Consider the following 11,799-nt stretch of genomic DNA (forward strand, 5'->3'; position numbering starts at 1 on the left):
GCTCGAGGGCCTCGCCTGCCGCGGTCGACGACCTGGTGCGACGAGCACCGCGGCGCGATGATGATGGTGGCGGTGGTCGTATGGCCAGGCAGAGCATTCGGGCCGTGGTTGCAGCGTCGATCGTCGCGGTGCTCGCGCTGACCGCCGCCTGCGGCGGCGACGACACGACATCCGCACCTCCGGCTGAGCCCGCATCGGGCACGACGGCAGCCGGTGCGCCGGAATCCTCGATCACCACCCCGTCGGTCACCCAGGCGACAACAACAACAACCACCACCACGACGTCGCTCCTCCCGGCGACGACCGCCACGACCACGACGACGACCGTGCCCACCGCGGGTGAGGGGACCCCACCGACCGGCTGGACGTTCCCGCCCGACGACCGGCCCGACGCGTTCACCGTGCACTTCGAGGAGTACTACGTGTGCCAGCTCGGCCCGGCGGGAGAATCCGAGATCCACGCCTGGGGCAGCATCGCTGCGACGCTCGATCCGAGCCAGAGCGAGTTCGAGGTCGTCGGCGAGGGCGACCTGAGCGTCGAGGGCTTCGTGCGCGGCGGCGACATCTGCGCGGGCGAGGCGGTTGGCACCCACCGGGTCCGCGAGTTGAACGGGACGATCGATGTGCCGAGCGAGGGGGCCCCGACACTCACCTTGCACGTGACGGGCACCTGGTACGAGACGTGGGACGGCGAGCTCGTCTGCCCCGGCCTGCCCCTCTCGGGCCCGTGGGAGTGGCCGCCCGAGTTCAACGTCGAGACGCTGGAGTTCGCGCCGTTCGAAGACGGCGCGACATGGGAGAAGGACGTCTCGGTCGGCATGTGTGACGGCACCGTCACACGAACGATCGAGCTCTGACGCCGGCGCCTCCCAGCGGCCAGTTCACGGCGAGTCGCGCAGCGTCCTCGTGCCCTGCTCGCCGGCGCGCCAGGACTCGATGACGTGGTGGTCACGCGTCTCGGCCAGCCGCACCTGCGATGCGTCCTCGACCTCGATCCGGAACAGTGCGAGCGCGCCCGGCCTGGCCTCGTGCGGCCAGGCGGCGACGAACACGTCGAACTCGGCAGATCCCTCCGGGATCGGAACCGCCTGCCCGGTGACCTTGGCGTCGCCCTCCTCGGTCGCCGACGCCGACACCGAGCTGTGCAGCGACATCTTCGGCTCTCGGCGCAGGTCGGCGACCTTGAGCGACCGGCTCGGCATCCCGAGCCAGAGCTCACGCTCGGTGAACGTGACGATGACCCCGCTGATGCGGGGATGCCCGTCGGCGCGGATCGAACCGAGCAGCGCGTACGGACCAGCCTCCAGCCGCCGGCGAACCGTCGCCGCGAACTCCGGAGCCGCGTCGATGAACGCACCCCACAACACGCCGAGAATCTAGTGCCGTGTCCGGCAACGTCTGCCCCGTCGCGCGCGAGCCCAGCGTGCCAGCGGTGCGCTGGGCCGGCGAACAGCGACACGTCGCCACGGTCGGTAAGAGACCGCGATCACGCTTCGACGGACCGGCGAAGAGCGATCTTTCGAACCTCTTTCGATCGTTCGATCCGGCGACTTACCCGCGCCCTCGATCGTGGTGATCGTCAACCCCCACCGCCACACCGGCGGCACCCGACCCCAGAAGGAACCAACCATGAAGAAGACACTCACCACCTCGATCGTCGCCATCAGCGTCGCCGGCGCCGGCGCGATCGGCCTCGGAGCCCTCGCCAGCGCTCAGGAGGGCGACGGCGACCCGACGCTCCAGGACGGCTCAGACACGACGACCGACGACGCGCCGACCGACGATGCGCCGACCGACGGCGACGGCGAGCGCCGGCGTGACCGGCGGAGCGATCGCCATGGCGGTCGCCACGGCGAGGCGATCGCCGAGGCGCTCGGCATCACCACCGACGATGTGCAGGCCGCCCGCGAGGCTGGCCAGACCCTCGCCGAGGTCGCCGAGGCGCAGGGCATGACCGCCGACGACGTCGTCGCCGCGATCGTCGCCGACGCCGAGGAGCACCTCGCCGATGAAGTCGCCGAGGGCGAGCTCACCGAGGAGGAGGCCGCCGAGCGCGTTGCTCGGATCACCGAGCGGGCGACCGAGATGGTCAACCAGGTCCCCGGTGAGGGCGAACGCGGTCGTGGCGGGCCCCGCGGTCTCCGCGGTGGCAACGTCGAGACGCTCACCGAAGCGCTCGGCGTGACCGCCGATGAGCTCCGGGCCGCCCGCCAGGACGGCCAGAGCATCGCCGACGTGGCCGAAGCGCAGGGCGTCGACATCGACACCGTCGTCTCGGCGATCGTGGCCGACATCGAGGAGCACCTCGCCGAGCACGTCGCCGAGGGCGACCTCACCGAGGACGAGGCCGCCGAGCGCCTCGTCGACGCCACCGAGCGGGTCACCGAGAAGGTCGATCAGGAGCCCGGCGAGGGCGCCGGGTTCCGCAGCCCGCGCGGCGCACGCGGCCCCGGCGGCCCGCAGGAGGAGGCACCCGCAACCGACGCCTGACCGACCCGTCCATCAGATTCCTCCCGGACGGTCCGGGCGGCTCGAACCTGCGGCGAGTCGCCCGGATCCGTTCGCGAGGACGGTGCCCGCACGGAGGTTCAGCCATGATGACGACGATGAACGCGACGACGAACGCGACGACCACGCTGCTCGTCGCCGAGGACGACCTGCAGGTGCGCGAAGCGCTCGAGCGGATCTTGGGCTTCGAGGGCTACGAGGTCGTGAGCGTCACCGACGGCGCGGCCGCGCTCGAGGCGATCGACGCCACCGCTCCCGACGCGATCGTGCTCGACGTCATGATGCCGCTCGTCGACGGTCTCGACGTCTGCCGCCGGCTCCGTGCCCGCGGCGACCGCACGCCCGTTCTCATGCTCACCGCTCGCGACGAGATCAGCGACCGCGTCGCCGGCCTCGACGCCGGCGCCGACGACTACCTCCCCAAACCGTTCGCGCTCGAGGAGCTGCTCGCCCGGCTGCGGGCCCTCCTCCGCCGCTCGCAGTTCGATGGCGACGGTGCCGATGCGGCCGACCGCACCCTGACGTTCGAGGACATCGAGCTCGACCTCGCCGGCCGCGTCGTCCGCCGCGGCGATCGCGTCGTCGAGTTGACACGCACCGAGTTCCAGATCCTCGAGCTGCTGATGCGGCATCCCGGTGTCGTGCTCGACCGGATGACGATGTACACCGAGATCTGGGGCTACGAGGGCGAGACGTCGTCGAAGGCGCTCGACGTCCACACCAGATACGTGCGCCGCAAGCTGGAGGCCGGCGGCGAACCCCGGCTGCTCCACACGGTGCACGGCGTCGGCTACGTGCTGCGCAGGGCCCCGGACGGAGCGTCGTGACCCTGCGCGCCCGCGTCATCGCGATCGTCGCCGGGCTCGTGGTCGCCGGGATCGGCGCCGTCTCGCTCGTTGCCTACACCCTCGCCGACCGCGAGCTCACGGCGGAGGCCGATCGGTTCCTGCGTGACCGCGCCGGGGAGCTCGTCGAGGGCGTTCGGCCCCCACCGGGCGAACGCAATCGCCGCGGCGACGGCGACGGCCGCGACGGCGATGGTCGTGGCGACGACGACGTGATCGACTTCTTCGACGCCGACGCGATCGTCCAGACGCTCGACCGCTCCGGCGACGTCGTCGTCAGTGGCGGCGGCACGCTCCCGGTCGACGCAGACGACGTCGACGTCGCCCAGGGCGGGCGCACGATCATCCGTGACGTCGAGATCGACGGCGAGCCGTTCCGGATGATCACCACCTTCGTCGGGGGTGATGGCGGCGCCGTCCAGGTGGCGCGCAGCACCGACTCGGCCGACTCGGTGCTGTCCGAGCTCGGTTGGCGATTCGCCGTGCTCGGCGCGGTGCTCGCGGCCCTCGCCGCTGTGGCCGGATGGCTGCTCATGCGGCGTGCGACGAAGCCCCTCGAGGACCTCACCGCCGCCACCGAACGGGTCACCGCGACCCGCGACCTCACGCCGCTCCGGCTCGACCGCACCGACGAGGTCGGGCGCCTCGCCGACAGCTTCGACGAGATGCTGCTCGCCCTCTCGGCCAGCCGCGAGCAGCAGCGGCGCCTCGTCCAAGACGCCGGGCACGAACTCCGCACGCCCCTCACGAGTCTGCGCGCCAACATCGAGTTCCTCGAACACGCGCCGACGATGCCCGACCACCAACGCGCCGCCGTGCTGGCAGGTCTTCGCTCGGAGACGGAGGAGCTCGGCCTGCTGGTCACCGAGGTCATCGCGCTGGCGAGCGGCGACGCCGACGACGCCCGCCCCGACACCGAGCTCGACCTCGCCGACGTCGTCACCGAGGCCGTCGAGCGGTTCCGCCGCCGCCACGATCGTGAGGTGACGCTGACCACCGAGCCGACGCCGCTGCTCGGCAACGTCGCCATGCTCGATCGTGCGGTGACCAACCTGCTCGGCAACGCCCACAAGTTCAGTCATCCGGACCGACCGATCGAGGTCGGCTTGACCGACCGCACGCTCAGCGTCCGCGACCACGGCCCCGGGATCGACCCCGCCGAGCTCGACCGGGTCTTCGATCGCTTCTACCGATCCGATGCCGCTCGATCGCAGCCCGGTTCCGGCCTCGGCCTGGCGATCGTCCAGAAGGTCGCCGAGACCCACGGCGGCAGCGCAGGCGCCCGCAACGCGCCCGACGGCGGCGCCATCGTCTCGCTCACCCTCCCCTGACGTCAGCCGCTGGTGCCGACGGTCTGGATCTCGTAGACCTCGATCGGGATCGCCGTCTCCAGCACGATGTCCGGGCGTCGCTCCGAGGCGCCCGTGCTCGTCGTGTTGAGCACCGTCCACGTCGCCCGCAGGATCGCCGTGTGCTCACCGAGCTCGTCGACCGACGTGTAGGTGTAGCCGCACGGCCCCTCGTCGACCACGTCCGACGCGGTGACGGCGAGTGGCGTACCTGCGCCGGCGCACGGGCCGCTCGAACCGCCGGTGCCCGACACGAACTCGATGTGGTCGAGCGTCGCACGGGTCTCGGCCCACACGCCCGGTGCCGGCTCGGCGCGCGCGACGACGTCGTCGGGGTTGTCGACGGCGATCCACAGGCCCAGGTTGACGGCGACGTCGAACGACCCGTCCGGCCGTGTCTCGAACCCCAGGTTCGGCGCCGGCAACGGCACCCGCTTCGTCACCCGCTCGGTCAGCTCGTCCCAGTAGACGGTCGGGTTCGGCGGGCCGACCAGGGTCCAGCGCAGCCGGCCGTTGCTCTCGTGATCAGGGTCGCTGCAGACCCGTTCCTGCAACGCGTACGTCCGCTGCTCGGAGATGAACGTGCGCTGCAGCGTTCCGTTCTCGATGAAGATCAGGACGTCGTCGTAGTGATCGCCGGCATCGATCTGCCGCCAGAACCCCTGCTCGTCGGCGACGTCCTGAGCCGTCGCGTCCTTGCTCGTCCACCAGCACTCCGGCGGCGGAGGGAGGTCGTCGGGCTCGTTCGAGATCGTCTCCTCGGCGTCGATGAGGTCATCGTTCGCGCTGACTCCCGTCGCACCGCACAGGAGGGCGCCGGCGCTCGCAATCGAGGTGACCAGGATCCTCACCCGCACGGTGTCACCACCTCGTCGTCGTCCGGCAGGCTCGCCCGATTGACCTTCCAGGTCGTGCCCTCACGGACGAGCTCCAGTTGCTCGACGCGTTCGGTGACGTCGTCATCGACGATGCGGTCCGTTCCATCGGGGTTGCCGCCGACCTCCACCTTCACGAACGTGTTCAGGTGACACACCTGAACACCGCCGGTGCCGTTGCTCAGGTTCACTTCGACCGAGTTCACGTCGACGTCGTAGCGGGCCGGCATGTCAGGATTCGGAAGGCTGCGGAAGTCGTTCGCACGGTAGTCCTCGATGATGTTCGTCCAGCCCTCGACCAGTCGGGCGGTGAAGACGGTCTCGAGCGCTGCCACCTTGTCATCGTCGAACGGGTCGTTCAACGCCGCGTTGTAGATCTCGAACGATCGCTCGACCGTCTCGATGATGGCAAGCGTGTTGGCGACCACATCGTCCGGGTCGAGTGACGTGCTGGGTTCGGATGACGTCGTCGGCGCGGTGGACGGCGTCGTCGCATCGCTGGTCGACGTCGTCGGCTCGGGTGCCGACGTGGACGGGCTCGTCGTGTCGCTCGATGGCGGTGCGGACGTGGGCGGCGACGTCACCTCGGGCTCGCTGGTGGCCGTCGACGTCGGGCGTTCCTCGGTCGTCGTGGTCGCAGCATCGCCGTCCCCGTTGCACCCGGCCGCGAGCATCGCGACGACGGCCGCGGCCAGGGCGGCTCTCGAACCCATGCCCGGACGATACCGACCTGATCAAGTCGGGCCCATGGGGAGGACTCCCCACTCCCGGCCTCCGACGGCGTGCCGATCCGGTCGTGCAGCCGAATCAGCGGCTCACCCGGCCGATGACCGACGCTCGGTGGCCACCGAGCGACCTCCTTGACCGGCAGCACCGGCACGACATGTGCGGTAGCGGGTTCTCGGGCCTGGAGCGCCCGAGACAGGGGGTTGGCGCTCTGCTCACGGCTGTCGCGACCGTGCTCGCCGTGGCGCTGATCGCGATGCCCACGCTCGGATGATCCATGCGGTCAGCTCCATCTCGCAGCGACCCGCTCGGGTGTGATCTCGGCGAGCTCGGTCGGGGTGAACGGCGGCGGGGTGTCGTCGAGCACGCCGATCACCCTCGCCCCCATGACATGGCCGAGTCGCAGCCGGTCCCGAGGCGACCAACCGAACGAGCCGGCGGCAAGATAGCCGGCGGCGAACGCGTCGCCGGCCCCGGTGGCCTCGACCAGCTCGACGGCGAGCGCGGGTTGCGTCACCTCCCCGTCGCCCGTGACGAGCGTGGCACCACGCGCGCCCTGCTTCAGCACCACCTCCTGATCGTTGCGCCGGAGGATCAGCTCGCCGACCGCCGACGCCGCTGCCGTGCCCCACAGCGCCTCCGCCTCGTCGTCGCCGACGAACACGACGTCCGACCGCTGCGCGAGCTCGAGCAGCACGGCGGCGGCCGTCGCGGTGTCGGGCCACAACACCGGGCGATGGTTCACGTCGAACGAGACCCTGCCCCCGAAGCCGGTCGAGCGGTCGACGATCGCCGCCGCCAGGCCACGCGCACTGGCCGACAGCGCCGGGGTGATGCCGGTGACGTGGATCCGGTCGGCCGGCCCCACCCGGCCCAGATCCTGCACCGAGAGCCGGGAGGCCGCGCTCTCGCTCCGGTAGTACTGCGTGACGGTTCGGGTCTCCACGACGTGCTTCGTCAGCACGCCCGTCGGCGCCGAGCCGTCCCGCTCCACCGCGACGTCGACCCCGCGACCGCCGATCTCGTCCTCGAGGAACCGGCCGAGCGGGTCGTCACCCAGCCGCGACACCCAGCGCACCCGGCAGCCGAGCTGCGCCATGCCGACTGCGACGTTCGACGCGGCGCCCGCCATCGTCGCCGTGAACCGGCGCTGGTCATCGTGCGAGACGAGTCCGACCATCGTCTCACCGATCGACACGAGGTCGAACCGCTCGGACGTCTCGCCATCACGTTCCATCAGCACACCTCCACCAGACGCAGGACTACCACGCTCGCATCGGGCCCGCCGCTAGGGTCACCGGCGATCCCGCCGGGATGCACCGCCGACCGGCAGCTCGGGCGGACGGCGAGGGAGGACGAGGGAGGACGATGCGAATCGCAGTGACCGAGGCCTCTGATCTGCTCGGTCGGAGCCAGGATGCCGGCTGAGCACGATCCGGGCGAGAGCACGCGGACGGTGTTCGACCGGCTCGGCGACGTCGGTCTCGTCCCCGTCGTCACCATCGACGACGCCGAGCACGCCACCTCGCTGGGAGCCGCCCTGCTCGCGGGTGGTCTGCCCTGCGCGGAGATCACCTTCCGGACTGCGGCGGCCGCGGCGTCGATCGAGACCCTGGCCGAGGCCCATCCGGAGATGCTGATCGGCGCCGGCACCGTCCTGACCGTCGAGCACGCAGAGGCCGCGCTTGCCGCAGGCAGCCGGTTCATCGTCACACCCGGCTTCGACGTGACGATCGTCGACTGGTGCCTTGCCCACGGGGTGCCGGTGGCGCCGGGGGTGATGACGCCGACCGAGATCAACCTCGCGGTCCGCAAGGGGCTCGGCTTCCTGAAGTTCTTCCCGGCCGAGGCAGCCGGCGGCGCACGAGCGCTGACCGCGATCGGTGCCGCCTACCCCGACATCGAGTTCATGCCGACGGGCGGCATCGACGGCGACAACCTCGCGACCTACCTCCGGCTCCCCATGGTCTCTGCGTGCGGCGGCAGTTGGGTGGCTCCTCGAACGTCGATCGCGAGGGGCGACTTCGCGGAGATCGAGCGTCGTGCGGCAGCCGCGGCCGACATCGTGCGAGTCGTTCGAGCCGGGGCGTGACAGCGCCTCCGACGCACACGCTGTTCGTCGGGAGCTACGGCCCCGCGGACGTGGCCACCATCCACGCCTGCAGCTTCGACGCAGCGCGTGGCGAGCTCCGGATGGGCGCCAGCACATCCGGTATCACCAACCCCTCCTTCCTGGTCGTGTCGCCGGACGGCGCACACCTCTACGCGGTGAGCGAGACCGGGGTCGTGAGCGACGGCTCACCCGGCGCCGTGCACGCGTTCCGGATCGCGCAGGAGGCCGGCGCCGTCGCCCTCAACCCGGTGAACGAACGAGCCAGCGGCGGCGACCACCCTTGCCATCTCACCATCCACGCCGACGGGCGGTGGTTGGTGGTCTCGAACTACGGGACCGGCAGCGTCGTAGTGCTCCCGATCCACGCCGACGGCAGCCTCGGCGACGTCACGTCGCACCTCCAGCACGACGGGCGCGGCCCGCATCCCGAACGGCAGGAGGGCCCCCACGCTCACGCCGCGATCTTCACGCCCGACGGCCGGTTCGTGATCGCCGCCGACCTCGGGATCGACCGGCTGCTCGTCTCGGCGTTCGACCCCGACGCGGGAACGCTGCGCCCCCACGGTGAGGTGGCGACCCGACCGGGAGCCGGGCCGCGTCATCTGGCATTCCACCCGTCCGGCAGCCACCTGCTCGTCGTCAACGAGCTCGACAACACCGTGACGCTGTACGACTGGGACGGCACCGGCGGAAGGCTCCGCGAAGTCAGCACGCTGCCGACGCTCGAGCCGGGCGCACCGGAGAACCTCGCGGCGGACATCCGCGTGGCGCCCGACGGCCGCCACCTCTACGTCTCGAATCGCGGCGACGACAGCATCGCAGTGTTCGCATTCGAACGACATCGGCTGATGCGCCTCGCCGTCCGGCCGTGTGGCGGCGCCTGGCCGCGCGGACTCTCCCTCACGCCCGGCGCCTCCCACCTCCTGGCCGCCAACCAGCACACCGGCGAGGTGTCCGTGCTGCCGGTGCTGGCGGACGGTGCGGACGTCGGCGGGCCCGTGGCCCGGGCGCGGATTCCCCGACCGACGTGCGTAGCGCTCGCCTGAGGGCGCGTTCGCGCCCGGCGCCGGACGACGCCACGCGCGAACATCGATCCCGCGCTCGCAGTCAGGAGTCCCTCATGCCCGAACCGTCCGACGTCACGCTCGTCGAGGGAGCGATCCACAATCCCGCCGACCCTCGTCACTTCATGACCGTCACGCCCGCCGACGGCCGGCGGGTCGCCACGATCGCCGATCGCGTGATCGCCGACTCAGCGACAGCCCTCGTCTGCAAGGAGGTCGGGCGCAGTATCTACGACCCCGTCGTGTACTTCCCGCGAGCCGATGTCGACCCAGCGGTCCTGGTGGCCATCGACACGACAACCCACTGCCCGCTCAAGGGCGACACCGAGTACTTCGACGTGGTCGTCGACGGGGAGCGCTACGCAGCGGCAGCCTGGTCGTACGTCGACCTCGTGACCGACAACCCGCTTCGGGGACTCGTCGCGTTCGACGGGTCCCAGGTCTCCGTCGGGTGAGCGACCTGGCCGACCCGGTTCTTGCGATAGCAAGGAATAGTCGCTGTCGGCGCGCAGTTGAGACATGCATGGCAACGATTCCTGACGACTACATCGACCTGCTCGACAAGCGCGTGTTCTGGCACATCGCCACCAGCGGACCCGACGGTGCGCTCCAATCGAGCCCGGTGTGGGGCGGCTTCGACGACGGCCACTTCGTCTTCTCGCTCACGAAGGGCCGCCAGAAGTTCCGCAACCTGCAGGCCGACCCGACGATCGCGGTGTCCGGTACCGACCCCGAGAATCCCTACCGGTACCTCGAGATCCGCGGCAAGGTCGTCCGTGTCGACGACGACTCGTCGAACGCGTTCATCGACTCGATGGCCAAGAAGTACATGGACGTCGACGCCTACCCGTTCCACCAGCCCGGCGACGAGCGCGTCGTGATGCGCGTCGAGCCCACCCACACCACCCAGATGGGCTGACAGCCGGGCCGCCTCGGCCGCAGTTCAGCGCGTCGTGGCGGCGCTCTCGAGGTCGCGCACGGTGAACGGGCCGATGGCACGGTCCTCGGCGACGAAGTGGTACAGCGCCACCCCGAAGACGCCGCGCGTCGCCCCGGCGAACACCGCGGCGGCGACGGCGATCACGATGCCGGCCACGATCAACACGGCCCCGAGGGCCGTGCCGCCGACCGAGCCGGTCGCCAGCGCGTACACGCCGAGGCCGGCGATCACCGCGCCGACGATCATCACGACGGTCGAGATGCCACCGATCACGAGGTTGCCCGTGACCTGCTGACCCCAGCGGCGCTTGAACAGGTTGGCCGAGCGCTTGATCGCAGCGATCGGGCCGATGCCTTCGAGCGCGACCACCGGGATGACGAGGAACGTGACGAGGCCCCAGATCGCCGAGCCGAGGCCGGCGGCGATGCGTCCGGCCGTGCCACCTCGGTCGCGCAGGATCGAGAAGGCGATCGACACCAGTGCCGAGACGAGCGCCCAACCGGCGATCTGCGGGATGCGGTGGCGTGCGATGCCGCGCGCTGCGGCCAGATCGGGTTCGCGCCCCTCGAGCGCGTCGTTGGCGGCAGCGGCCAGGATCACGTTGTAGTAGATGACGATGAACGACGCGAGGTAGGAGCCGGCGGCGATCAATCCGTATCCGACGTACGTGGTGGCGTCGGCGTCGCCGCTCGCGAGGAAGATCCCGGGCCCCCCGAGCAGGACGAACGCGACGAGCGCGAGAATGCCGCCGACCAGCGGGAGGCGAGCCAGCCGGGGGTTCGAGCGCACCACGCTCCACGCCTTCTTGGTGAGCTCCCAACCCTGACGAATTCGCTGGAACATGCTCACAACGTACCGCCGCGCGGCGTGAAGTAGCCGTCGAGGCTCGCCGCGCCCGGCGCGAGGTCGCTCCACTCCGATTCGAAAGAGAGCGTGGCGATCGCACCGGTCGGGAACTTGGCCGCCATCCGCGTTCGTGTCTCGGCGTCGCCGCTGCCGGCGAGTGCGAGCGCGAGGTCGTGCACGCCCGGGTTGTGGCCGACGAGCAGCACGCCACGAACGTCGTCGTCGAGCGACCGCAGCCGGTCGACGAGCATCGACGAGCTCGCGCCGTACAGCGCGTCGTCCACCAGGACCTCGATGTCGCCGGGGAACGCCTCACGGATCTCGTCGAGCGTGTCGACGGTTCGCCGGGCCGACGAGCACAGCACGAGGTCCGGAGGTCGGCCCGCGCCGAGATGATCCCGCATCCGCGCCAGTGCATCGATGCCCCGAGGTGCCAGTGGCCGCTCGTGGTCGGCGAGCGACTCGTCGCTCCAATCGGACTTCGCATGCCGCACGATCACGATCCGACGCACCGGACCATCCTCCGTCGCGCG

The 11,799-nt window shown here is 70.8% G+C and carries 14 protein-coding genes; 8 read left to right on the plus strand and 6 right to left on the minus strand.

Annotated features, from left to right (window positions below; all coding sequences use genetic code 11):
• Positions 1-104: 104 nt before the first annotated feature.
• Positions 105-857: a hypothetical protein gene (locus QNJ12_RS21535; protein WP_300625843.1), complete on the plus strand. Its 753-nt coding sequence runs from the start codon at positions 105-107 to the stop codon at positions 855-857.
• Positions 858-881: 24 nt separating this feature from the next.
• Here the strand turns inward: QNJ12_RS21535 and QNJ12_RS21540 are convergent, their stop codons facing one another.
• A complete protein-coding gene (locus QNJ12_RS21540) occupies positions 882-1,367 on the minus strand; it encodes a hypothetical protein (protein ID WP_300625845.1) in 486 nt (161 codons plus the stop codon).
• A 262-nt stretch (positions 1,368-1,629) separates the two neighbouring features.
• Here QNJ12_RS21540 and QNJ12_RS21545 point away from each other — a divergent pair, with 262 nt between their 5' ends.
• The 3 genes from QNJ12_RS21545 to QNJ12_RS21555 all read left to right on the plus strand — a co-directional run bounded on the left by QNJ12_RS21545 (position 1,630) and on the right by QNJ12_RS21555 (position 4,684).
• A complete protein-coding gene (locus QNJ12_RS21545; protein ID WP_300625847.1) occupies positions 1,630-2,490 on the plus strand; it encodes a hypothetical protein in 861 nt (286 codons plus the stop codon).
• Positions 2,491-2,606: 116 nt separating this feature from the next.
• The gene (locus tag QNJ12_RS21550) at positions 2,607-3,335 is read left to right on the plus strand and encodes a response regulator transcription factor (protein ID WP_300625849.1); all 729 of its coding nucleotides are present in this window, start codon (positions 2,607-2,609) and stop codon (positions 3,333-3,335) included.
• Positions 3,332-4,684, plus strand: coding sequence for a HAMP domain-containing sensor histidine kinase (locus QNJ12_RS21555; protein ID WP_300625850.1), 1,353 nt, complete (start codon positions 3,332-3,334; stop codon positions 4,682-4,684). The genes QNJ12_RS21550 and QNJ12_RS21555 overlap by 4 nt, the downstream gene beginning before the upstream one ends.
• A gap of 2 nt (positions 4,685-4,686) precedes the next feature.
• Here QNJ12_RS21555 and QNJ12_RS21560 read toward each other — a convergent pair whose 3' ends face one another.
• The 3 genes from QNJ12_RS21560 to QNJ12_RS21570 all read right to left on the minus strand — a co-directional run bounded on the left by QNJ12_RS21560 (position 4,687) and on the right by QNJ12_RS21570 (position 7,540).
• Positions 4,687-5,559: a hypothetical protein gene (locus QNJ12_RS21560; RefSeq protein WP_300625852.1), complete on the minus strand. Its 873-nt coding sequence runs from the start codon at positions 5,557-5,559 to the stop codon at positions 4,687-4,689.
• Complete coding sequence (locus QNJ12_RS21565; protein WP_300625854.1) at positions 5,550-6,290, minus strand: hypothetical protein; 741 nt, start codon at positions 6,288-6,290, stop codon at positions 5,550-5,552. The genes QNJ12_RS21560 and QNJ12_RS21565 overlap by 10 nt, the downstream gene beginning before the upstream one ends.
• Positions 6,291-6,586: 296 nt before the next feature.
• A complete protein-coding gene (locus tag QNJ12_RS21570; RefSeq protein ID WP_300625856.1) occupies positions 6,587-7,540 on the minus strand; it encodes a sugar kinase in 954 nt (317 codons plus the stop codon).
• Between the two features lie 180 nt (positions 7,541-7,720).
• Between QNJ12_RS21570 and eda the strand changes: the two genes are divergently transcribed.
• From eda to QNJ12_RS21590, 4 genes are all read left to right on the plus strand, one after another.
• A complete protein-coding gene (gene eda, locus QNJ12_RS21575) occupies positions 7,721-8,395 on the plus strand; it encodes a bifunctional 4-hydroxy-2-oxoglutarate aldolase/2-dehydro-3-deoxy-phosphogluconate aldolase (protein ID WP_300625858.1) in 675 nt (224 codons plus the stop codon).
• The gene (locus QNJ12_RS21580) at positions 8,392-9,462 is read left to right on the plus strand and encodes a lactonase family protein (RefSeq protein ID WP_300625860.1); all 1,071 of its coding nucleotides are present in this window, start codon (positions 8,392-8,394) and stop codon (positions 9,460-9,462) included. Before eda ends, QNJ12_RS21580 begins: the two co-directional genes overlap by 4 nt.
• A gap of 74 nt (positions 9,463-9,536) precedes the next feature.
• Positions 9,537-9,935, plus strand: a complete 399-nt coding sequence (locus QNJ12_RS21585) for a DUF427 domain-containing protein (RefSeq protein WP_300625862.1) — start codon at positions 9,537-9,539, stop codon at positions 9,933-9,935.
• Between the two features lie 68 nt (positions 9,936-10,003).
• Positions 10,004-10,399 carry a PPOX class F420-dependent oxidoreductase gene (locus QNJ12_RS21590; RefSeq protein ID WP_300625864.1) on the plus strand — a complete coding sequence of 132 codons (396 nt, stop codon included), beginning with the start codon at positions 10,004-10,006 and terminating at the stop codon, positions 10,397-10,399.
• A gap of 24 nt (positions 10,400-10,423) precedes the next feature.
• Here the strand turns inward: QNJ12_RS21590 and QNJ12_RS21595 are convergent, their stop codons facing one another.
• Entirely contained in the window at positions 10,424-11,263 is an 840-nt protein-coding gene (locus tag QNJ12_RS21595; RefSeq protein WP_300625866.1) for a DUF6159 family protein, read from the minus strand.
• A 2-nt stretch (positions 11,264-11,265) separates the two neighbouring features.
• The coding region (locus tag QNJ12_RS21600) for a histidine phosphatase family protein (protein WP_300625868.1) at positions 11,266-11,799 on the minus strand (534 nt) is incomplete at its 5' end.

Source organism: Ilumatobacter sp. (assembly GCF_030065885.1).
GTDB lineage: Bacteria > Actinomycetota > Acidimicrobiia > Acidimicrobiales > Ilumatobacteraceae > Ilumatobacter.